Source organism: Acinetobacter sp. Ac_5812 (assembly GCF_013072695.1).
Classification (GTDB): domain Bacteria; phylum Pseudomonadota; class Gammaproteobacteria; order Pseudomonadales; family Moraxellaceae; genus Acinetobacter.
In genome coordinates this window covers 82,406-106,594 of the sequence record NZ_LXUK01000007.1, presented here as the reverse complement: position 1 = coordinate 106,594, position 24,189 = coordinate 82,406, and the positions used below count along the sequence as shown (strand labels likewise).

The window sequence follows — 24,189 nt, the reverse complement described above, 5'->3', positions numbered from 1 at the left end:
AGCGACCTTCACCGATGCGGCTGGTAACAGCAGCAATGTGACGGATACACAACTGTACAGTGTGAATTTAAGCTCGATCATTGCCTATGACAACTTTGATACAGCAGTACTTGCACCACAACCATTGCTGGTACAAGACGATGCGGCACTCGGTAGTAAAACATATTTAGCACTTGTTTCACTTCTAGGACTTAATTTACAACTAGGTTCGGATGGCGTTGGTTTTACTGTTGGAGCAAATCAAGAAGGTAATGCAACATTCACCTATAGCGCACTCATCGGTGTGAATGCACTGGCGGATTACTCACTCGTGGTTCAGAAATTAGATCCAGTGAGTGGGCAATGGACTTCGGTATATGGTGGTGGTCAAGCCGATATTATTAAACTTACGCTATTAGGTGCTACTCCTGGTGTCACTATTGATGGTCTTGAGGAAGGACAATATCGTGCGTTTATGGCTTATACAGGTGTAGCAGGTATTGGTTTACTCGGTACTTTAACTGGTACGATGGATATCTATGATACGATGCAAATCGGTGGATTCTACACAGAAACTGCCACTGGTAACGTGATTGTAGACATTAATGATAGTGGTCAAGCTGATGTGGTAACGCCAACAACTGTGATTAACGCAGTCAATGGTCAACCAGTGTTAGCAGATGGTACTGTAATTACTGGTGCCTTCGGTGATCTGGTTATCAATCTCGATGGTTCATATGTCTATACACCGAACTCAAATGCTGCAGGGATTGGTCAAGTCGATCACTTTACCTATGTCTTAAGAGATTCAGCAACTGGTGATCTGGCTCAAGCGACATTGAACATCCAATTAAGCTCTGTGAAAGCAGCGGATAACCTTGCTGTTGCAGAAATTAATCCAGAAGCCTTGCTTGTTACTGATGATCTTGCACTTGGAAGTGAGAGTTATCTGGCTGCCGTTTCTCTGGCTGGATTAAACTTACAATTGTTGGGGAATGCCACAATTGCATTTAATGTTGATGCTGATCGTGAAGGAACTGCAACATTTACATTCAGTGGATTACTGACTGCGAATGTATTGAGTGACTATACATTGGTTCTTCAAAAATATGATGCAACAACACAACAATGGATCTCTATCGGTGGTACCAATCCACAAGCGACCTTGGTTGATTTATCCCTCATTGGTGGGGTTGCAACTGCGGTGGTGGAAGGTTTGGAAGCAGGTCAATATCGTGCCTTTATCGGTTATGAAGGCTTGTTAGGTGTTGGACTTGGCGGAACATTAACAGGCACAATGGATGTTTATAATCCATATGTTATCGCTGGATATTCAGTTGAACCAATCTCTGGCAATGTCATTAATGATGTGGGTATTAATGGTGCAGTCGATGCAGGAAGCAGTAATGCCGTCATCTCAATGGTGAATGGTAATCCTGTAAGTGCAACGGGCACAACTACAATTGTCGGTGCATACGGTACCTTGGTGATTGATCAACACGGTAACTATACCTATACACCGAATGCGAATGGATTGAATCTTGGTCAGGTTGACGAGTTTACGTATACCTTACGTGATCCAGTCACAGGCAATACTTCACAAGCTATTCTATATGTTCACTTGGATAGTAGTAGTGTCGATATGACTTGGAATCCAGCAGACCCATCTCAACCTGCTGTGATTACAGGTCCAGTGCCGGTAGATGCAATGGATAACGTTGCGTCAGCTGAGATTGATCTGGTTTATCCAACCACGACTCAGTTCTTTGATAATGCAATCAGCTATAACTGGTTACTCGGTATCGGCGGTATTGTGATCGGAAACAAAGAGGGTACAGCACAGTTCACTGTTGCCCCTGGGCATGTCACAGAAGCAATCTTTGCTGTGAACTTTGGTTCAGTTGCGACGGTTGTTGATGGCTTGCATGTGGTGTTAACCCGAGTTAATCCAGACGGTACACGTACTGTAGTTGCAGATAGCTCGAATACTGGTTTACTTGACTTACTCGGTATCTTTGGTTCTGAAGTGAAATTCAAAGTGGATAACCTTGGTGCGGGTACTTATGAGTTATTTATGGAGAGTAATACTCTTCTTACCGCGCTCGGTAACGTCACGGCGGATATCACCTTGAATCATGGTGACATTACTCAAATACCGACATTGGTGGTAGATCCAATCACAGGTAATGTGCTTGCAGATAATAATTCAGGTGTGTATGGCTCTGGCTATACGCCAGACTATATTACGACCACAACGGTTGTAACTTCGGTGACAGCTGAAAATGGTAATACAGCGGGTGTCAGCACAGGCTTAGCGACTGTTATTGTGGGTGCATACGGTAGCTTAACCATTAATTCAGATGGTAGTTATAGCTATCAAGCGACCGCGAATACTCTGAATATTGGTAAAGTAGATAACTTTACTTATACGGTGGTGGACCCAGTCACAGGTAGAACAGATACAGCAAACTTACATATCCAAATTGGTTCGCCAGATGTGGATATTAATTGGAATATTGCTAACCCTGGCGCAGATGCTGTTATCCCTTCACCAGTAGCGAATGCGGATAGCAATGATGCAACGATTAGCATGAAACAAGTCACTGATGCGGCTGTGGATGTATCAGTTCCAAATCCATCAGTAACTTTGATTGGTAGTCGTACCGTGAGCTCTGATTCATTTACTGTAGTAGCGAATACAGTCAATGATGTGGCAATTAAGGCCTTCCTCCAATCAGGTCTAGGAGTTGGACCTACTGTAAGTTATGTGATTCAAAAATCTAATGATAATGGCGCGACTTGGGTGAATACAGTGTATTCAGGTTCAAAAACTGCGTTGGCTTCTTTAGGTTTAGGCGGTACGATTCTAAATGAATCAGTTCCTCATCTAGAAGTAGGTCTGTATAGAGTGTCATATACACTGACAACGATTGCTGTCGGTTCGGTCACTATTGATACGCAAGTATCTACTGCAGTGACACATCTAAATCAATATACACCAGACAGCTTAACAGATTGGATTCATGGCAATATCTTGTTAGGCGATACAACAGGTGGAGTGGCAGATATCAAAGATGCTTCGCAGTTGTATGTTGAAGTATCACCAGGCAATTATCAAATAGCAGCGGGCCAAGCAGTAAATACTGGAGAGGGTACATTGTATCTCTACAATGATGGTTCGTATTACTACAAAGCATTTGATAGTGCAGCGAATGCTACCTTCGATTCGATTAACTACAAATTGATCTCTGTGACTGGTGCTGAGTCAACTAGCACATTGACCATTAACTTAAGTCAAGAGTTGAATAGCCTTGCAGTCAGTACTTCTGCAAATGAGACTTTCACCCTTGGTAATGGCTCGGATACCTTGATTTATAACACCTTGACCGCTGCAAACGTTAACAATGCTACAGGTGGTAATACAACCGGTGGAGGTGTTGATCTATGGACTGACTTCCACTTTGGAAACGTAGCGACCGATAGTCAAGCGGATAAGATTGATCTGAGTAACTTGTTAATTGGTACTCAAAGTAATCTAACAATTGGCCTATATGTATCAGTCAACTATGATGCGGCAACTCAAAATGCCACAATTAGTGTTGATCGTGATGGACTTGGTGGTTCGTATTCAAGTACACAGTTGTTAACGATCCATCTTGATGAACCAACTGCTTCATTAACGCTGAATGATTTACTGAATAATGGGCAAATCATTTACTAAACCAGATCCTTTCCTTTAAAAAAGAGAACCTTCGGGTTCTCTTTTTCATTTTGTGAAGGACGTAAAAATATGTGATATGGTGTGTGAAACACTTAAAAATTCTAAAAACCAAAGATATGAGCATTACAACGATTTCAGCCCTTGAACAATTGATGCATTTGTTGAGTGAGCAATTTTTTAAACAGGTTCAGTCACATCTTGATGTGTCTAAAGTAGTGATCTTCTGTTCTTATGGCGAACAGACACAACGTTGCCAAGTTTGGAATTCATCCTGCTCAGATTTTTCTGATACTCAACAACAATTGTTTGATTTTCTAGAGCAAAAAATCGCTGTAACTGAAAAACTGCCTACATTTCTAAAATTCGATGTGGCTTTTAATATCCAGCAAGAAAGTTGGCAGGGCATTGAACAGACTTTAAAAAACCAGTTTCATAATAATCATTATCGGAAAGGGATTAGTTTCGATGCCGGTTTTAACTATTGTTTCCTAGAACAAGAGCTTTATGGCAAAGCCATTATTCGTGCGCTGAGCTACAACACGCCTAATTTTCTTGATGAAAATAATCTGAATAGCAGTATTTTAAAAAAATATCCGAATCAGCACCACAGTATTAAAATTGAAGAACTTGAACAGCTGTGGACGTTTGATACTTATGCTGTGATTTATGAGGCAGGGCAGTTGATTCCTTTGCACAGTCAGTTCACTGAAAATGGCGTGCGTTATCTAGTTGAGCCGAAAAAACAGCATTTTAAAAAAATGATAGAAAGCAATGCTCAATTTCTTTATCAGCAAATTCAGCAAGATGGGCGATTCATCTATGGTTTTTTCCCCGCCTATGATCGTGAAATCAGAAGCTATAATACAGTTCGGCATTGCACTTCAGTTTATGCTTTACTCGAAACTTTAGCGATTCAATCGCATCAGGCCTATATCGAAAAAATTCAGTTGGCGATTGATTATGCTTTACAGCATTTCTATATCGAGAAACAGACGAAATTGGCGTATATGCTGGATGGTAATGAAGCCACCGGCCTAGATGAAATTAAGCTAGGCGCCAATGCTGCGGCGATTTTAATGCTCAGCAAATATCAAGAAATCACAGGAGATGACAGTTATCTGGTTTATGCACAGGCCTTAGCCAATGGCATTTTATCTATGGTCAACGATGCGGGTGAAACCACACATGTATTGCATTATCCAAGCTATGAGATCAAAGAAAAGTTCCGAATTATTTATTATGATGGCGAAGCGGCCTTAGCCTTATTACGTCTTTACCAACTGCACGAAGAACAAAAATTACTTCAAACCGTCAAATGTATGTTTGAACGCTTCATAGAAAAAAAATATGACCGTTATCATGACCATTGGTTAAGTTACTGCAGCAATGAACTAACCAAAATTTGCCCCGAAGAAAAATATTTCCAGTTTGGCCTGAATAATTATTTAAGGCATCTGGTGTTTATCCGTAACCGTAAAACAGCTTATGCCACTTTGTTGGAAATGATGATGGCAGCCTATCAAATGGTCCTTCGGATTCGAGCACTGGGTTTAGGACATGTGTTCGAAAAGGCACAGTTCGACGATTTAAAAAAGCTGATTGAGTTTCGGGCTGAGTTTCAGCGTACAGGATTTTTTTATCCTGAAGTAGCCATGTATATGGCACGCCCAGATAAAGTATTGAATGCCTTCTATGTGCGGCATGATCGTTTTCGCGTACGGATTGATGACCAAGAACATAATCTTTCTGGCTATGTTGCTTATGTTCAGCACTTTGAAACGGAAGCTTGAGGATGGAATCAATGAGTACACCTCAAGAAATCAAAATCATCAGTCAGATGGGCAATCAAGACTTTCAATATCCTGTTTGGCAGACAGAAATTTCAGGGGATTGTTCAGCTTGGATTCTATTATATTTAGCTTTACAGGCAGTTGTTGACGGTCAGTTACAACTTGAATGTGGGATTATTGTTGATGCGAATTTCCAAGCGAAGCAAAGTGATCAGCCTGATTTGATTTTGAATCCAAACCTTACAGTTTTACAGTTATTGCAATATCTAAGCTTTACTCAAAACCAAGTTGCCCAACAACTGCTTGGTTGCCAACTGTTTGGAAATTGGCAACAGGCAGAAATTGAAATCGCCAGTAAAGCAGGGCAGTTTGGATTGAGTCTTCAGCATCAACATGGTTCAGCCAAAAATACCCTGCAAAACTTATATGGCTTAGCTCACGCCATTTTTAGCATGCCGATTGAGTTGTTAAATCAAGTCTTTGTCAAAGCACTCAAGATCAATGGACAAGAGATTTCTCCGATCCACTCGTTATCGACCTGTACCCAACTTGATGCAGTGCTTTATCTCACCGATCAAAAACACGATTATTTTTTTTCTTATCGTCATGAGAATCAGAGCTTAGGTGTTTTTCTGCTATTAGATCAGCTACATCGAATTGATCATTTAGTCCCGTATTATCATTATTTCCAACAAGGCCTATTAGCCACTAAACAACTACAGGCCAAAACCGAATGGATCAATATTCTTGGTGATACCTATTTGGGTGAGTTTTATACCCAAAAAAGAAAAAACAAAGGCATAGAAGATGCTTTGCAACGTTATGGTTATAGCCATTCTTTTGAAGCAATTAAACAATTTTTTGGGCCTGATGATATTAATATTGCTAATTTAGAAGCAGTTTTTAATCTCGAAGAAAATTCAATTTTAGCAGGAAGAAAAGACTATATTTTGGGGGCAAAAGCTCAGGAAACCTTAGCTGAATTTAAACGTATTCATCTCAATACCTTGTGTTTGGCCAATAATCATTTAAAAGATTATGGTGAAGCCAGCCTAAAACATACTTTAACTCAGTTAGAGCTTGCCAATATTGATGTTATTGGGGCGGGCAATGATCAACAACAAGCACATCAATGTCTAGAAATTAAAAATAATACAGGGCAATGTTTGGCTATCTTTAATGGCTATTGGCATAGACGACCAGCCTATCAAGTGTATGATTTTTATGCCTTAGCTAACAGTGCTGGGGTGGCTTGCATCAATGCGATTTTATTTGAACAAGTCATGCTATATCGAGTCGCACATCCCAAGCACAAAATTATGGTGATTTGTCATTGGGGTGTCGATTTTAAGTCGATTCATCCTGAGCAAGAAAAATTGGCCAAGGTCCTGACTCAGATTGGGGTTGATGTGGTGATTGGTCATGGCGCTCATACTATCCAGCCGATTCAATCCATTCATCAAAAGCCCGTTATTTTTGGTATTGGTAATGGGGTGTTTAACAGTAACGGTGATTTTGAAAAATATCAGGCCTTGCCGTATGGGGCAATTGCGCGAATCAATTTAACTGAATCTCAATTAAGACTATATCCAATCTATACCCATAATCGCGAGACCTTTTGGCAACCTCGCGTTGTTGATGAACTGCAATTTGAACAGGCAAAATCATTATTGACCCATCAACTTGATTCCGAAAATTACATCGTTGGGCAGGATGACTTAGGTCATTATCTTCAGCTCTGTTTTTAAGGATATTGGTTGTAATTGTTGAGCATGATGTTCAGTTGTTCTTTGTTAAAACCTAGATTGCGTAAGCCGCCACTGCCTAAGCGACAATCATAACTGCTCATAATGTTGGTCGGTGTGGTCTTGGTGGCTTTAGGTGAGCAAACATGACTGAGACCAAAGGCGTGTCCCATTTCATGGATACTGGCAGCTTGAGTTTGGTAATTCAGTCGTTGCCAATCAATTAAAATAAATGGTTGCCCCTGATTGCGGAATCCCCAACTGGTGATATCGGCATCTTTTAATTTTTCGCCATAAGAATCATAAATAATAAACAGCACTTCCTTGCTCTTTCGGCGAGGGAAGCAGGTTCTGACCGCACTAGGTAAATTGTCTGGAATGATGGCTTTGGATTGGCTTAATTGATTGGCAAGATCACATTTGCGTTTACTAAAATCTTGATAGGAATAGTAACGATGAATTTTAAATTTAAAGATTTTTTGATTATTTTCATCGATAAAGTATTGGTTCAAGATTGCCAATTCTTTATACATTTGTGCTTTACGATCTAGGGCTTTTACTTCTGGACGATTGCTAGTCACAATAAAACTGACATTGACCACAGGTAAGTGGTCGGCATCTAGCGGATACTGATACGGTAATTTTTTTATCGGGGCTTTTTGAGTGGTACAAGATGCACTAAAGATCAGACATAATAGCGTCAGGGCAGTGATTTTTAACCGCATTTTTTGTTCTCTCAAATGGTCGCGTTTTAATTATTGTAAAGCTAGCTTTTCGCATGATTTTGATTATCTTAGCAGATTTTTGGAGCTTGTATGGTGCAAGATACCAATGAACTACATCGGCAAATTTTAGAAGTGATTGCTTTAATTCCTTATGGGAAAGTGGCAAGTTATGGACAAATCGCCAAGCTGGCAGGTTTACCCAAACACCCCCGTCTAGTCGGTTATGTACTTAAGCATTTAGATAAAGACAGTGAGATTCCTTGGTATCGTGTGATTAATTCACAAGGAAAAATCAGTGTGACTCGAATTAATGAGAAGGGTGAAAATGTTCAGCAAAGTTTATTAGAGCAGGAAGGGGTGTATTTATTAAATGGCAAGGTGAGTTTAAAAATATTTGCTTGGCAGCCTTAATCAGGAGTTAAGTTTAGAACGCATAATCTGTTATTGAATAATTTAACCAATAAAAATTATACGTTCTTGAACTCTTGATTGCTTAACGCACAATTAATACGGGAATATGACTTTCTGCTAAAACTTTCTGCGCCACGCTACCCAGTACAAATTGTTTAAAGCCTGTACGCCCATGCGAACCCATGATGATCAAATCTGCACCTAGGTTTTGCGCTGCGCTAATAATTTCCTGATGCACTGAAAAGCCTTCTAAGACTTGAGTAGCGACAGTGAGACCATGTTCTTCAAACTTTTGTTCAGCTTTAGTTAAATTCTCTTGAACATAACCTCTGACACGTTCAATCAAATCATTGCTTTGGCCCATACGAATATAGGCATCTGCAAGATAAGGATCTAAGGTCATCACTTCGACCACCGTGAGTTCACTGTTTAAAGCCTTTGCCAGTTGTGCTGCTTCTCGAATGACATTTGCCGCAATTTCAGAGTCATCAATCGCCACTAAGATTTTGTGATAAGCCATGTTAGTTACTCCTTATACTTATGATTTTGCATTGAATTCTGGAATTAAAAAATTGTTTAAATTACAAGCTCTATGGTTATAGTAAACCTGTTGAAAGATAAATAAAACCTAGCATTTTTATAGGGATAGTTATTATTTATAGGATTATGGTTAAGCACTGATTTTATTTAAATTACATGAAATTTCTATAAAAAGGAACATGGGTATAACTCTGATTTATCTATAAAAAGTTAGATTAAGTTTGCTCGAAGTATTGGAGAAGGGCTTCTACATCATCCGTCTGCAATTGTTCACGCATTTTCAAAATCAGTTTTTCATCTAAGTCATAAAGTTTAAGGGAAAGCAGTTTTTCAATGTCTTGTTCAGGAAAGCGGTATTTGATGACTTTGGCTGGGACACCACCGACAATCGCATATGGTGGCACATCTTGCGTGACTACAGCACCTGTCGCCACCACAGCACCTTCCCCCAATTTAACGCCTTGCATGATCATGGCACGGCTGCCAATCCAGCAACCATCAGCAATGACAGTATCACCCGCAGGTTGAAAGCTACGTGTATCAAAAGGGAAGGTTGATATCCAGTCAGGGCGGTGCAATTGGTTGCCACCCATCATAATCACGCATTCCGCGCCAAAGCAGACAAAGTTACCGATATGCAGCTGATCAATTGGCTTTTCAGGGGTTGAGGCTTTGTCGTGTAGATAACGCACCACACAGCGTTCAAAACCCTGATCCCAATAAGCGGAATAATAAGAGTAATTGCCTTTGATATGGATATTTGGATTTTTCACCGTTTTAGCAATAAATTCGAACTCACACCAATGTTTAACAGGGGAGTTGATTAATGGATCCATATCAAGACAAAATTAAAAAAAAGCTGGGCTATTATACCGAGTGTTCGAGGGAATAAATATAAAACCTCGCCATACTTAAGTATGGCGAGGTGTATTTGAGTTTAAAGCACGTATTGTCTTTTGACTTTATCTGCGAAAAGTAATCTATTGCTTAATAGCTTAATAGCTCAATACTTAAAGCTTAAGCTTGCTGTTACGCTACGTGGCGAACCATACATATTTTGACGTATCCAATAATTCACTTTTTCATAGTATTTTTTATCAAATAGATTATCTACGTTAATTGCAAATTTATAACGTGGATTAATTTGATAACCTAGGCTTGCAGAAGCCAGTGTATATCCATCTTGTTGCACACGCTGACTACCTGATCCATCGTAATAACTAGATACAGCTCTTAAACCAAATCCAAGATTGACTCCTTCAACGATTGTTGCTGGTAGTTTATAGGTCGTCCATAAATTAAAATTATGCTTAGGGGTAAACGTGTTAACGGGTTGGCCCTGTAGATCTGGGTCAGTTAGGTATTTACTTTTGGTGTAGGCATAGCCTGTTGTGATTTGCCAATTATCGGTAATTTGTCCACTTGCTTCGATCTCAAAACCACGGCTACGTGCTTTACCTGCCGCCACTGAATAGTCGAGACCTTCAGGTGCTGAACGATCGGCAATCGCACGGTTTTTGTCTTCTAGTTGATAGATTGCAGAAGAAAGATTTAAACGGTCATCGAAGAAAGCCGCTTTCAGTCCAGCTTCAACCTGAGTACCAGTCCGTGGATCAAGTTGTTTACCTTTACCATCTGCTATAGGATCATAGCTAAAGTTATTTTGTGGTTTAAAAATTTCCGAATAGCTAGAGTACAGCGACACATTTGGATTAAGGTCGAATAATACTGCTGCATAAGGGGTAAATTCTGCTTTTGCATCGTGGGTCGCTGCTGGTTCGGTGCTGTCTTCCCCATCAGCTCGTAAGGTGGTTGAAACTGATTTCCACCAACTCACACGGCCACCTCCGACCAAGGTTAAACGTTCGAGTGGTTTGATTCTTAATTGGCTATAAATGCCATAGTTTTCTATTTTTTCTTTGCTGACATTGGTGTCGTAATCAAAATCAGGCTCAGCAAATTGGTGCTGGTTGTCATGATGGATATTGATTGTACCTATTAGTGGTGTTCCCCAAGATGAATAGTTGGTCTTTGAGTTGCCTTTTAGATAATCGGCACCGATTAGGAAGTTATGTGTCTGCCCAGCAAACAGGAAAGGGGTGTTAAAAAATAAATCTGCACTAAAATCTTTATCCTCGCGTTTAAAGGCCAATGCACTAAATTTGGACATATCACCTTTTACATCGGGTAAAGACGGATCGCTATATTTGGCATGATTATCACGTATACTTTGGCGCAAAGTCGCTTTGATCAGCCCATCATTATTTAAATGATGCTCCAGTTCTGCAAAAAATTCTTTATTGGTTAGATCCTGCTTGTTCCAGTCCTGCACAAAGCTTGTTTTACGCGAAATATTGAGAAGCTTTCCATCGGGGCCATACGGTAAACCACGTGATAAGACCGTATTAATATCTTGATAAGTCGCACCGAGTGATAGCGTGGTATTGTCCTGAATATCATATTCCAGTGTGCCGTATACCAGTTTCTTATTGCCATCAATGCCGTTCATAAAGGTATCGTAATCTTGTACTGCTGTGACCAGTCGGCCGCGCAATGCGCCATCCTGCGTAAGCTTACCAGTAACATCTGCCTCGCCACGATAGTTATCCCACGAGCCAGCACTTACCTTACCCGTCAAGGCAAAATCAGCCAATGCACGCTTGCGCACCAGATTAATAGAAACACCTGGTTCACCTGCGCCACTGAACATACTCGATACACCACGTAATACTTCAATACGGTCAAATACAGACAGATCCAGATAGGTTCCGTTTGAATCGGTTCTTAAGGTTGTACCATCCATTTGGTAGGTATCACTGCCATAACCCCGTGCATTGAAATCATTATAATTTCCTGCTGCATCGTAACGTACCACACTCAGCCCCGTGACATATTTCATGGCATTTTCAAGGGTCGAAATATTTTGATCATCCAGACGTTGACGGGTAACCACAGAGACCGATTGTGGTGTTTCTTTGAGTGATTGTGGGGTTTTGCCAATCGCTATTTTTTTAGTTGTGTATGAGGTTGATTGCTCTTTTTCTGCAGCGACTTTGATGGTGGGTAAGGTATTTGCGGTGACTGATCCGTTGATAATGTTTTCGCGGTCCGACGTGGTTGGTTCAGCCATCGCCTGTGTGAATTGACCACACAGTAATAATATAGGTAAAGCGACTTTAGTGCCTCCTGCGATCAACAGTAGCGCACGGGAGAGGGGATGTTGGGTGAATCTTACAGTCTGCTGCATAAGGGAATACCTATTAAATATGCATAATGTTTATTTTTGTTAATGATAATTATAATCAATAGCGTTATCAAATAATTCTCAGCAGAATTCTAATTTTTATGATCAATGGTTATTTGAGCTTTAAAAGCGAAAACTTGAATTCGGGAAAAATTTTCAAGGCCAAGTAAACACGTGTTGAATTTGATTGGGAAAGATAAAGCCGAACACGGCACAGAGCAGGGCTGTATTGAAAATAATAAGTGCAGAACTTGTATCAGAATTCACATGAAACGCCCATGTGATTGCGACGCATACGCCTAGAAAAATTCCAGTAATGGTACAGATCAATGAGTTGATAAGTAGATCTTACATTTCTGCATTTCATTTTTATTTAGAAATAAGGAGCGTGAAACAAAAGAACTCTTCAATTGATGAAGAGTTCTTTAATCGACTTAGTCGAGTGGATTAGATATATTCCACACTTACGATTTCGTATTCAACTTCACCTTGTGGTGTTTGAATTTTTGCTTCGTCGCCTTCATTTTTACCTAAAAGACCACGTGCAATCGGTGAGTTCACTGAGATTTTATTGATTTTAAAATCTGCTTCATCATCACCGACGATTTTATAAGTCTTACGTTCTTCGGTATCAAGATTTTCAATCGTTACAGTCACGCCAAAGACAACACGGCCATTTTGCTCAAGTGTTTTGACATCAATTTCTTGTACTGCGCCCAGTTTACCTTCGATATCCTGAATACGACCTTCGCAGAAACCTTGCTGTTCACGCGCAGCATGATATTCAGCATTTTCCTTTAAATCACCGTGTTCACGAGCTTCAGCAATCGCTTGGATAATACGTGGGCGATCCACTGTCTTGAGCTGTTGTAATTCTTTCTCTAAGGCAACCTTGCCTTCGGGAGTCATAGGATAACGTTGCATTCTGGTCCCCTCTAAATTGGTTGGGAAAATACAGGATTAAAAAAAGAAAAAGCCCGCCACCGATAAGGTGACGGGACTTTATCGGTAGAGAATTAACCTACAGTTTGTAAATCTTGCAAGCGGTATACATCCATTGGCAATTTCACAGCAAATGCTTGGCAAACTGCTTCTGCACCGTTAATTGTCGTGGTGTAATACACCTTGCCTTGGAGGGCAGCACGACGAATCATGGCAGAATCATACTGAGCTTGTTTGCCTTCAGTTGTGTTGACAATAAGATGAATTTCACCATTTTTCAAGCGGTCAACAATATGCGGGCGACCTTCGGTCACTTTATTCACTGCTTCACACTCAATGCCTGCTTCTTTGAGTACACGATGTGTACCATTGGTTGCTACAAGCTTAAAGCCATACTCGATCAACTGTTTCGCGATATTGGCAATGTATTTCTTATCTGATTCACGAACCGATAAGAAGGCATGCTTTACTTCACCTTCAGTTGGTAAGCCTGGTAAACGTTCATTTGAACCAAGCACCGCTTTGTAGAATGCTTCGCCAAATGTTTTACCCACGCCCATCACTTCACCTGTAGATTTCATCTCAGGCCCAAGCATTGGGTCTACGCCAGGGAATTTGGCGAATGGGAATACAGCTTCTTTAACTGCAAAATGAGTTGGAATGATTTCTTGAGTGAAACCTTGTGATTCCAACGATTGACCCGCCATACAGCGTGCCGCAACTTTTGCTAAAGAGTCACCAATACATTTAGAAACGAAAGGAACGGTACGTGATGCACGTGGGTTCACTTCAAGTACATAAATGTCGTCGCCTTTGACTGCAAACTGAACGTTCATCAAACCGATTACGCCAAGTTCTTTTGCCATTGCAACCGTTTGACGACGCATTTCATCCTGTACTTCTTGAGAAAGCGAGTATGGAGGAATCGAACATGCTGAGTCACCTGAGTGAATACCCGCTTGTTCAATGTGCTGCATGATTCCACCGATCACAACGTCTTTACCGTCAGATACGCAGTCCACGTCAACTTCTGTTGCATCGTCAAGGAAACGGTCAAGCAGGACAGGGGCTTCATTCGATGCTTGTACGGCTTCACGAAGGTAACGTTTAAGTTCTTCTTCGTTATAGACGATTTCCATTGCACGACCACCCAATACATAAGATGGACGAACAACCAGTGGGTAACCCACTTTAGCTGCTTCTGAAATACCTTCTTCAGCAGATTTTACGATGCTGTTGTTTGGTTGACGAAGCTGTAGACGTTGAATCATTTGCTGGAAACGTTCACGGTCTTCTGCACGGTCAATTGCATCAGGAGATGTACCAATGATTGGTGTACCTGCTTCTTCCAAAGCACGTGCCAATTTCAAAGGTGTTTGACCACCGTACTGTACGATCACGCCTTTAGGCTTCTCGGTACGTACGATTTCAAGTACATCTTCAAGCGTTACTGGTTCGAAGTATAAACGGTCAGATGTGTCATAGTCGGTTGAAACCGTTTCAGGGTTACAGTTCACCATGATGGTTTCATAACCGTCTTCACGCATTGCAAGCGCAGCGTGTACACAGCAGTAGTCAAACTCGATCCCTTGACCAATACGGTTAGGACCACCACCAATCACCATAATCTTGTCACGGTTTGATGGATTTGCTTCACATTCTTCATCGTAAGTTGAATACATGTAAGCAGTACCCGATTCAAACTCGGCTGCACAGGTATCAACACGTTTGTAAACTGGATAGACACCCAAGTTCCAACGTTGCTTACGGAATTGCTTTTGTGAAATACCCATCAAGTCAGCAATACGCAGGTCAGATAAACCTTTGCGCTTGAATGAACGGATATTGTCAGCGTTTAAGTCACCAAAACCTAATGCTTTTACTTGAGCTTCAGTTTTAATGATGTCTTCGATTTGGATCAAGAACCAACGGTCGATTTTGGTTGCTTCAAATACGTCATCTAAAGAGAAACCGTGGCGGAATGCATCGGCAACATACCAGATACGTTCTGGGCCAGGAACTTTAAGCTCTTTTAAGATGATGTCTTTGGCATTGGCAGTACCCGCTTCAACTTTCTCGTCAAAGCCACTGACACCTACTTCAAGACCACGAAGTGCTTTTTGTACAGATTCTTGGAAGTTACGACCAATTGCCATCACTTCGCCCACAGATTTCATCTGAGTTGTTAATACAGGCTCAGCTTGTGGGAATTTTTCGAAGTTGAAACGTGGAATCTTGGTCACAACATAGTCAATCGACGGTTCGAAAGATGCTGGAGTTACACCGCCAGTGATGTCATTTTTCAATTCATCAAGGGTATAACCGACCGCAAGTTTCGCTGCGATTTTCGCAATTGGGAAACCTGTTGCTTTAGATGCAAGTGCCGATGAACGTGACACACGTGGGTTCATCTCGATCACAACCATACGGCCGTCTTTCGGGTTAATACCGAATTGAACGTTCGAACCACCAGTCTCTACACCGATTTCACGAAGAACTGCAACAGAGGCATTACGCATCAATTGATATTCTTTGTCCGTCAATGTTTGCGCAGGTGCAACCGTGATTGAGTCACCTGTGTGAACGCCCATTGGGTCGAAGTTTTCGATTGCACAGACGATGATACAGTTGTCGTTTTTGTCACGAACAACTTCCATCTCGTATTCTTTCCAACCAATGAGTGATTCATCGATCAATAACTGATGCGTTGGAGAGAGGTCGAAACCACGTTCACAGATTTCAAGGAATTCTTCGCGGTTATAAGCGATACCGCCACCAGAACCCCCCATCGTGAATGATGGACGAATGATCACTGGGAAGCCGAAGCCCGCTTGGATCGCCAAAGCTTCTTCCATTGTTTCAGCAATAGCAGCTTTTGGACATTCCAAACCAATTTTACGCATCGCGATATCAAACAGTTTACGGTCTTCTGCTTTTTCAATCGCTTCTTTTGATGCGCCAATCAGTTCTACATTATATTTTTCAAGAACACCGTGCTCGTCTAGGGCAAGGGCACAGTTCAATGCAGTTTGGCCACCCATGGTTGGCAGGACTGCATCTGGACGTTCTTTTTCAATGATTTGTGCAACTGTCTGCCAAGTGATTGGCTCGATATAGGTTGCATCCGCCATTGCAGGGTCAGTCATGATGGTCGCTGGGTTAGAGTTCACCAAAATAACGCGGTAACCTTCTTCACGAAGCGCTTTACATGCTTGCGCACCTGAATAGTCAAACTCACACGCCTGACCAATGACAATAGGACCAGCACCAATAATTAAGATGCTTTTAATATCCGTACGTTTAGGCATTATTCGCTCCTTAATTACTTCTTAGCGGCTTCAATAAGTTCGATGAAATGATCGAACAGTGGAGCACAGTCATGTGGACCCGGGCTAGCTTCAGGGTGACCCTGGAAGCTGAATGCTGGTTTATCCGTACGATGGATACCTTGGTTTGTACCGTCAAACAGTGAACGATGTGTCACTTTTAAGTTTGCAGGTAAGGTACTTTCATCGACAGCAAAGCCGTGGTTTTGAGAAGTAATCATCACTGTACCATTCTCAAGATTTTGTACAGGATGGTTGGCGCCGTGGTGACCGTGATTCATTTTCATGGTCTTCGCACCCGAAGCAAGCGCTAAAATTTGATGACCTAAACAAATACCGAATACAGGTAGTGTTGTGGTTTCAACAATGGTTTTCACTGCTTCAATCGCATAGTCACATGCTGCTGGGTCACCAGGACCGTTTGACAAGAACACACCATCTGGATTCAATGCGAGCACTTTTTCAGCAGGGGTTTGCGCAGGAACAACTGTTAATTTACAACCACGGTCTGCGAGCATACGTAAGATGTTGGTTTTGACACCATAATCGTATGCAACAACATGAAATTTAAATTCTGGTTGAGTAAAGCCCTGACCTAAAGTCCAAGAACCTTCAGTCCATTCGAAACCCGTCGGATCACAGCATTCTTTTGCAAGATCTAAACCGTTCAAACCGCCGAATGCACGTGCCTTGGCAATTGCTTCTTCTTCTGTAATATTTTCGCCAGCAAGGATGCAACCATTTTGCGCACCTTTGTCACGTAAAATACGTGTCAATTTACGTGTATCAATATCAGCAATTGCAACAACATTGTGTTGTTCCAAGTATTCACTGAGTGATTGTTCAGCACGGAAATTACTGTGTAATAAAGGAAGATCACGAATAATTAAACCATTCGCCCATACTTTATGGATGCGACCTGATTCAACGTCTTCACTATTACAGCCAGTATTTCCAATATGAGGATAAGTCAACGTCACAATTTGTTGCGCGTAACTTGGGTCAGTCAAAATTTCTTGATAACCAGTCATGGCTGTATTAAAAACGACTTCACCAGTCGTACTACCCGATGCACCGATAGACGTTCCTTTAAAGATCGTTCCATCTGCGAGGGCTAAAATGGCGGGGGTGCTCAAACCAAAGCTCCTGAACTAAGACCACAAAAATAGGGCTGTAAAAAAGCGAGTAGACATAAAAAAAGGCAGGCCGTCTTAAAAAAACATGCCCCTCCTTCCAGTCTGCTCGCTTGTAACTTAACCGCGCATTATACGCATGAGTGTGTGAAAAGTCTATGTGTTTTATTTATTAAAGTCACAATTCAGCAATTTCTTTTATAAGCATCAATAGGGCAATGTCTATTGCAATATCAATCATCCTTCTATCGATATTCTGAGATATTATGCAAATTGTCAGACAATTTTTTTTGAGTTTGAGAGGTTGTGGTTTTATCTTATTATCTAGCCAAAAATCAACAATCAATAAAGAGGGTAATCAACATGGCTGCGAATCAAACAACTCCTGCTGCAACTGCTGAAGAAGTGAAAGATGCTGTAGTGGAAAAAGCTGCAAAAGCAAAAGACACTGTTGCTGAAAAGACTGCTGAAGTCAAAGAAGTCGTTGCTGAGAAAACTGCAAAAGCGAAAGAAGTGGTTGCAGAAAAAACAGCGAAGGCAAAAGAAGTCATTGCTGAGACTCAAGAGCAAGCAAAAGAAGTGATTGCTGAAACTCAGGGTCAGGTCAAAGAAGCACTTGCTGAAACTCAAGAGAAAATTGAGACTGAAGCGAAAGAATTGAACCAGAACATTCAAAATCAATTGACTCAAATCAAGCAAGATCTGTTAGAGCGTATTGAGGTGATTAAAACTCAACTTAATTCATCTCAAGGTAACTTGCTTGAATTGAAAAATGCATTGAAAACAGAATTAAATGCATTGATTGAAGATCTGACTAAAGTCAGCAAAGAATTGAAAGATGACATTAGCCAGATTTCAGTGAAGCATAAAGATACTTTAGTGGGTAGCTTTAAGCGTACCAAAGAGCAAGCAGTTGAAGCTTGGAACAAAGTACGTGCCAGCTAATTTGGCGTAGCGATAAAAAAAGCGAGAATTTTTCTCGCTTTTTTTATGCTTAAGATATTAAAACTGATGTAACCAATCGCGCTTGTTATGGAAATCGGCTTGAGGGCTACTGTGTTGCATTGCAAAATAATGCATACCTTGGGTGGTATTTAACACGGCTGTTAAACCGATATACAGGTCAGCCCATTTGAGTTGATGCTCACGCATAAATTGCGACAGATCTAAACTGACATTCAAACCGTAATGGGTACGCTGTAAATGATTCAGTTCGATATCATATGCGGCAATGGGTGGCATATCTTCTGGGAAGCGGTATTCTTCAAATTGATAGGCTTGCCAAGCTTGAGAAGGGGAAAGATTGATTTCACGATAGAAATCCTGATCTTTCACACCCACAAAAATTTCATAGCAAGTTTGTTCCCATAAAAAGTCATGGCGTGGGTTCGCTGCAACTTGATCCGGGTAAATCAAAAATTGATTTGGGTCACGAACCCAAAAACCAACATTCAGTGTTGCTGGTGTTTGTTGCTCAATCGCGCCAACCACCGTAATGGAGCTAAAGCGATCAAAAGCAGACAGTTCATAACTTGCCATCGTAATTACTTATTATTTAAATGAGCAAAACGAACCAAGTTAGACAGGTGTTGGTTTTGCTTTGCTGCTTTTTTATAAAGCAAAACAATTTTACCAATTTTCTGTACAGATTCCGCACCTGTTGCTTCAACAATCGCGTCAATCACTGCCGCACGTGCATCACGGTCTTCGCCCGCAATTTTTACTTTAATCAATTCATGATCATTCAGTGCACGATTTGTTTCTTCAATGACGTTTTCTGTAAGACCTTGGCCACCGACCATTACCACTGGATTAAGTGCATGACCAATTTGACGTAAACGCTTACGTTCATGGATAGATAAAGCCGCCATTAAAAATACCTGATTGGGAAAACGACCTAGTATAACTTGCATCCCGTTTCTAAGATAGATTCAGCAGACAGGCACTTGAAACAAATCTGTGAAAAATTGCCGAAATAACCAATGGTGATGATCGAAAAAAATCTGTAAAAGTTCGTGTGAATGAAGTACATCCGTACTGTAATGAGAGTAATTTTCACGTACAATGACCCATCAGAAGTTTTTTGAAATTTAGTGAGTTATGGCGACACGCATTACCAATCAAAAATTGTCTAAAAGCAGTCGTGTGTGGATGCGAGAGCACTTAGATGACCATTTTGTGAAGAAAGCACAAAAGGAAGGTTATCGCGCACGCGCGGCGTATAAGTTACTTGAAATCCAAGAAAAATATAAAATGATCAAACCTGGGATGACGGTGGTCGACTTAGGTGCGGCGCCAGGTAGTTGGTCGCAAATTGCAGGCAAATTGGTCGGATCAAAGGGATTAGTCATTGCCTCAGATATTCTGGCAATGGATGCTCTTCCAGATGTAACCTTCTTGCAAGGTGACTTCCGCGAGGAAGAAGTTTTCGAAAAATTGTTAAATATTTTAAATGGACGTCAAGTAGACGTTGTAATTTCAGATATGGCCCCCAATACATCAGGTAATAGGGCTGTTGATCAACCGCGTCAGATTTACTTATGTGAATTGGCTTTGGATTTTGCTCAGAAAGTACTCGGACCCAACGGACAGTTTCTTGTTAAAGTGTTCCAAGGTTCAGGATTCGATGAGTTCAGAAAACAAGTGGTCGATAGTTTTGATGTATTAAAAACAGCCAAACCTGCGGCTTCACGTGCTCGATCGAAAGAGGTTTTTTTGATTGGTCAAGGTCGTAAAAAGGCATTGCAATAAAAGTGTACTTGCCAAGTTGTTAAAAATTGTGCATTTTGTACCTTTTAAGTTTTTTGCAACGCAAATTCATTGCTGTTTTTGTGAAGGTCAGCCAAGATTAGGTATGATCAAATTAGATTGATATGGGAATAAAGCCTTGAGCGATTACTTCAAGAATGCCGTATTGTGGCTCATCATACTCGGTGTTCTGATTTTGATTTTTAGCAACGTCAGTGACCGCAATAAGCCTGCAGCGATGAAATATTCTGATTTCGTTGCAGCGGTGAACGCTGGGCAAATTAAACAAGTCACAATTGACGGTTTAAATATTAATGGTGAAAAAACCAATGGTTCTTCATTTGAGACGGTTCGTCCACAAGTCGAAGACACTGAGTTGCTACCAAGCTTGAATAAACAAAATGTAGTGGTTGAGGGCACAGCGCCACAACGTCAAGGCATTTTGATGCAACTTCTCATTGCGAGTTTCCCAGTATTGCTCATCATCTTATTATTCATGTTCTTCATGCGTAATATGGGCGGTGGTGCTGGTGGCAAAAACGGTCCTATGAGTTTTGGTAAGTCAAAAGCAAAAATGTTATCTGAAGATCAAATCAAGTTAACATTTAGTGACGTTGCAGGTTGTGATGAAGCAAAACAAGAAGTGGTTGAAATCGTTGATTTCTTAAAAGACCCAGCCAAATTCAAACGCTTAGGCGCAACCATTCCTCGTGGTGTATTGATGGTTGGTCCTCCAGGTACAGGTAAAACATTATTGGCGAAAGCAATCGCAGGTGAAGCTAAAGTTCCATTCTTTAGTATCTCGGGTTCTGATTTCGTTGAAATGTTTGTCGGTGTCGGTGCTTCACGTGTCCGTGACATGTTTGAACAAGCAAAACGTCATGCGCCATGTATCATCTTTATTGATGAGATTGATGCAGTTGGTCGTCATCGTGGTTCTGGTACAGGGGGTGGTCATGATGAGCGTGAACAAACCTTGAACCAAATGCTTGTTGAAATGGACGGGTTTGAAGGCAATGAAGGCGTTATCGTTATTGCTGCAACCAACCGTGTAGACGTATTGGATAAAGCTTTGCTTCGTCCAGGGCGTTTTGACCGTCAAGTGATGGTCGGTTTACCTGACATCCGTGGTCGTGAGCAAATCTTGAATGTTCACTTGAAGAAATTACCTTCAGTGACAGGTGTGGATCTTAAAGTACTTGCACGTGGTACACCGGGCTTCTCTGGTGCGCAATTGGCAAACTTGGTCAACGAAGCTGCATTGTTTGCTGCTCGCCGTAATAAAAACACGGTGGATATGCATGACTTTGAAGATGCGAAAGACAAGATTTACATGGGTCCTGAACGTAAATCGATGGTGATTCGTGAAGAAGAACGTCGTGCAACGGCTTATCATGAAGCTGGCCATGCGATTGTTGCTGAAATTTTGCCAGGTACAGATCCTGTGCATAAAGTAACGATCATGCCACGTGGTTGGGCATTGGGTGTGACTTGGCAGTTGCCTGAGCAAGATCAGACCAGCCATTATAAAGATAAGATGTTGAATGAACTTTCAATCTTGTTTGGTGGTCGTATTGCAGAAGAAGTGTTCATTAACCAAATGTCGACAGGTGCATCTAACGACTTTGAACGTGCAACCAAAATGGCGCGTGCAATGGTAACCAAATATGGTATGTCAGATCGCCTTGGTGTGATGGTGTATGAAGATGAAAACCAAAATGGTTTCTTCGGTAATGTGGGCAGCCGTACCATTTCTGAAGCTACACAACAAAAAGTAGATGAAGAAGTTCGCCGTATTTTGGATGAACAGTACAAAGTTGCACGTGATATCTTGGAAAATAACAAAGATATCGCACATGCCATGGTAAAAGCCTTGATGGATTGGGAAACAATCGATCGTGACCAAATCCGTGACATTATGGAAGGGCGTGAACCGCAACCACCTAAAGTTTATGTTGCTGATAATCCAGTGGCTGCATTTGAACCGCCGAAAGATGGTCCATCAACGCCACCACCATTACCAGCAATGGGTTAATTAAAGATAAAATAAAAAGAGCGACTTCGGTCGCTCTTTTTTTGTCTTGATTTTGGCCTAAACTGAAAATAAATCAGCTACGCAGCAATCTCTGTCTTGTTAAAATAAGCCGATTCCAATGTGGAGCATTTTGATGCAATTGATGCCCTTAACACAATGTCAGTTACCGTGTGGCCGTTTTAAATTAGACCTTTCCCAACCCCAAGTGATGGGAATTTTAAATGTCACGCCTGATTCATTTAGTGATGGTGGGCAACATCATCAAAGAGACCAAGCCATTCAACATGCGTTGCAGATGATGCAAGATGGCGCCAGCATTATTGATATTGGTGGTGAGTCGACCCGCCCAAATGCTTCGCCTGTTGCATTGGAAGAAGAAGTTCGCCGTGTGATTCCTGTGGTTGAAGCATTATCTAAATACGATGTGATCATCTCGATTGATACCAGTCAGCCTGAAGTGATGCGTGCAGCCGTTCAGGTTGGAGCGCATATCTGGAATGATGTCCGTGCATTGACTCGGCCTCAGGCTTTAGAAACGGCTGCAGAATTGAATATCCCAGTGGTGCTAATGCACATGCGCGGTGAACCCACCAATATGAATCAGTTGGATCAATATCAGGATGTGACCGAAGAGGTAATTCAGGAGTTACAACAACGCTTAGAGCAAGCGATTGCAGTTGGGGTGAGAAAGGAAAATATTATTATTGATCCTGGTTTTGGTTTTGCTAAAAATGCACAGCAAAACTTTCAATTACTGAATGAGTTCTGGAAGCTTAATCGAATGGGCTATCCGATCTTATCGGGCCTATCACGGAAACGTTTTATTGGTGAAGCCTTAGATGGTGTACCTGCACAGGAACGTGCTGTAGGGAGCGTAATGGGGCATCTGCTGAGTATACAGCAGGGGGCCAGTATTGTACGGGCACATGATGTAAAAGCCACCAGTGATGCGATTAAAGTCTGGAATAGGATGCAAAATCATTAAGCTTGTATGCGTCAGTAGGATCCATGGGCTCTATTGACTTGCTGAATCAGATTAAATATAACAAATGTATAATGAAGATGAGTAATATTAAAAATGGAAAATAAAACAATCACATATAAAAGTTTATGGGTGTTTGCCCTGATTCTGAGTCTTGGTTTTATTGTTTCAGCAGGTGTGATGGGTTATGCGCTTAAACAGTTTAATAGCACAAAAAATTCAATTACAGTCAAAGGTTTAGCTGAAAAGCCGATTCAAGCAGATTCCGCACGATGGGAAATCAACTTACAAACCAACCACACTTCTGACACGATCCCAGAAGCCTATCAATTACTTGATCAACAAATGAAAGCATTACAGGCGTTCTTTGTTGAACATGGCTTTAAAGCCGCAGATATGCAACTCGGAAATAAACGTTCTGATTCTTATTATGAGGAAGTTGATACAGGTGAGGGGCGTACTAAGCGTGAGTTCAAAGGCTATATCGCATTACAATCGTTGGTGATCAGTAGTCGCGATATCAAGAAAATTGAACAGGCGGCAAAAGATGCTTATTTACTGGATGAAAAAGGCATTGCGATTGAGCAAAAACCTGAATATCTAGTGTCGAATTTAGAAGAAATCAAAATGTCTTTGATTGCCAATGCTACCAAAAATGCCTATAGCCGTGCCAATGAGTTTGCCAAAGTCGGTGGGGTAAAGGTCGGGATGATGCGTTCAGCCAGTCAAGGTGCATTTTATATTTTGCCTGAAAGTGGTTCTGACGATGACAGTGATTATGGGGGGGCTTATGACAAAGCCACCATTAATAAAATTGCCCGTGTGGTGGTCACCATCAATTATGCGATTGAATAGTGTTTCAGTGTTG

The 24,189-nt window shown here is 41.3% G+C and carries 18 protein-coding genes; 9 read left to right on the top strand and 9 right to left on the bottom strand.

Features of this window, described 5'->3' with window-relative positions; all coding sequences use genetic code 11:
* From A7P55_RS05965 to A7P55_RS05955, 3 genes are all read left to right on the top strand, one after another.
* Positions 1–3,700, top strand: a 3,700-nt coding sequence (locus A7P55_RS05965; protein WP_171551445.1) for a BapA/Bap/LapF family large adhesin, incomplete at its 5' end; no start/stop codon positions are given.
* A gap of 116 nt (positions 3,701–3,816) precedes the next feature.
* Positions 3,817–5,490: a poly alpha-glucosyltransferase gene (locus A7P55_RS05960; protein ID WP_171551447.1), complete on the top strand. Its 1,674-nt coding sequence runs from the start codon at positions 3,817–3,819 to the stop codon at positions 5,488–5,490.
* A gap of 11 nt (positions 5,491–5,501) precedes the next feature.
* Positions 5,502–7,238, top strand: coding sequence for a CapA family protein (locus A7P55_RS05955; protein ID WP_171551444.1), 1,737 nt, complete (start codon positions 5,502–5,504; stop codon positions 7,236–7,238).
* Here the strand turns inward: A7P55_RS05955 and A7P55_RS05950 are convergent.
* Positions 7,235–7,960, bottom strand: a complete 726-nt coding sequence (locus A7P55_RS05950; RefSeq protein WP_171551443.1) for a metalloprotease — start codon at positions 7,958–7,960, stop codon at positions 7,235–7,237. The two genes, A7P55_RS05955 and A7P55_RS05950, sit on opposite strands and share 4 nt — an antisense overlap.
* A 90-nt stretch (positions 7,961–8,050) precedes the next feature.
* Here A7P55_RS05950 and A7P55_RS05945 point away from each other — a divergent pair, with 90 nt between their 5' ends.
* Positions 8,051–8,371 (top strand): MGMT family protein, encoded by a 321-nt coding sequence (locus A7P55_RS05945; RefSeq protein WP_171551442.1) that lies wholly within the window; start codon positions 8,051–8,053, stop codon positions 8,369–8,371.
* Between the two features lie 82 nt (positions 8,372–8,453).
* Here the strand turns inward: A7P55_RS05945 and A7P55_RS05940 are convergent, their stop codons facing one another.
* From A7P55_RS05940 to carA, 6 genes are all read right to left on the bottom strand, one after another.
* Complete coding sequence (locus A7P55_RS05940) at positions 8,454–8,891, bottom strand: universal stress protein (protein WP_171551441.1); 438 nt, start codon at positions 8,889–8,891, stop codon at positions 8,454–8,456.
* A gap of 235 nt (positions 8,892–9,126) precedes the next feature.
* Complete coding sequence (locus A7P55_RS05935; RefSeq protein ID WP_171551440.1) at positions 9,127–9,747, bottom strand: CatB-related O-acetyltransferase; 621 nt, start codon at positions 9,745–9,747, stop codon at positions 9,127–9,129.
* Positions 9,748–9,914: 167 nt separating this feature from the next.
* Complete coding sequence (locus A7P55_RS05930; protein WP_171551439.1) at positions 9,915–12,158, bottom strand: TonB-dependent siderophore receptor; 2,244 nt, start codon at positions 12,156–12,158, stop codon at positions 9,915–9,917.
* 444 nt (positions 12,159–12,602) lie between these two features.
* Positions 12,603–13,079, bottom strand: coding sequence for a transcription elongation factor GreA (gene greA / locus A7P55_RS05925; RefSeq protein ID WP_004651928.1), 477 nt, complete (start codon positions 13,077–13,079; stop codon positions 12,603–12,605).
* Between the two features lie 92 nt (positions 13,080–13,171).
* On the bottom strand, positions 13,172–16,405 hold the full coding sequence (gene carB, locus A7P55_RS05920) for a carbamoyl-phosphate synthase large subunit (protein WP_171551438.1): 3,234 nt from the start codon (positions 16,403–16,405) through the stop codon (positions 13,172–13,174).
* Positions 16,406–16,419: 14 nt separating this feature from the next.
* Positions 16,420–17,559 carry a glutamine-hydrolyzing carbamoyl-phosphate synthase small subunit gene (carA, locus tag A7P55_RS05915; protein ID WP_005269672.1) on the bottom strand — a complete coding sequence of 380 codons (1,140 nt, stop codon included), beginning with the start codon at positions 17,557–17,559 and terminating at the stop codon, positions 16,420–16,422.
* Between the two features lie 360 nt (positions 17,560–17,919).
* Between carA and A7P55_RS05910 the strand changes: the two genes are divergently transcribed.
* Positions 17,920–18,501: a hypothetical protein gene (locus tag A7P55_RS05910; protein ID WP_016543037.1), complete on the top strand. Its 582-nt coding sequence runs from the start codon at positions 17,920–17,922 to the stop codon at positions 18,499–18,501.
* A gap of 57 nt (positions 18,502–18,558) precedes the next feature.
* On the opposite strand, the gene A7P55_RS05905 is transcribed toward A7P55_RS05910, so the two are convergent.
* Both A7P55_RS05905 and yhbY read right to left on the bottom strand, forming a co-directional pair.
* Positions 18,559–19,095: a DOMON-like domain-containing protein gene (locus A7P55_RS05905; protein ID WP_171551437.1), complete on the bottom strand. Its 537-nt coding sequence runs from the start codon at positions 19,093–19,095 to the stop codon at positions 18,559–18,561.
* A gap of 5 nt (positions 19,096–19,100) precedes the next feature.
* Positions 19,101–19,427 carry a ribosome assembly RNA-binding protein YhbY gene (yhbY, locus tag A7P55_RS05900; RefSeq protein WP_004651934.1) on the bottom strand — a complete coding sequence of 109 codons (327 nt, stop codon included), beginning with the start codon at positions 19,425–19,427 and terminating at the stop codon, positions 19,101–19,103.
* 229 nt (positions 19,428–19,656) lie between these two features.
* Between yhbY and rlmE the strand changes: the two genes are divergently transcribed.
* The 4 genes from rlmE to A7P55_RS05880 all read left to right on the top strand — a co-directional run bounded on the left by rlmE (position 19,657) and on the right by A7P55_RS05880 (position 24,176).
* Positions 19,657–20,307, top strand: coding sequence for a 23S rRNA (uridine(2552)-2'-O)-methyltransferase RlmE (gene rlmE, locus A7P55_RS05895; RefSeq protein ID WP_171551436.1), 651 nt, complete (start codon positions 19,657–19,659; stop codon positions 20,305–20,307).
* 136 nt (positions 20,308–20,443) lie between these two features.
* Positions 20,444–22,339, top strand: a complete 1,896-nt coding sequence (ftsH, locus tag A7P55_RS05890; protein WP_016543040.1) for an ATP-dependent zinc metalloprotease FtsH — start codon at positions 20,444–20,446, stop codon at positions 22,337–22,339.
* Between the two features lie 133 nt (positions 22,340–22,472).
* Positions 22,473–23,324 (top strand): dihydropteroate synthase, encoded by an 852-nt coding sequence (gene folP / locus A7P55_RS05885; protein ID WP_171551435.1) that lies wholly within the window; start codon positions 22,473–22,475, stop codon positions 23,322–23,324.
* Between the two features lie 93 nt (positions 23,325–23,417).
* A complete protein-coding gene (locus tag A7P55_RS05880; protein ID WP_016543042.1) occupies positions 23,418–24,176 on the top strand; it encodes an SIMPL domain-containing protein in 759 nt (252 codons plus the stop codon).
* Positions 24,177–24,189 lie beyond the last annotated feature (13 nt).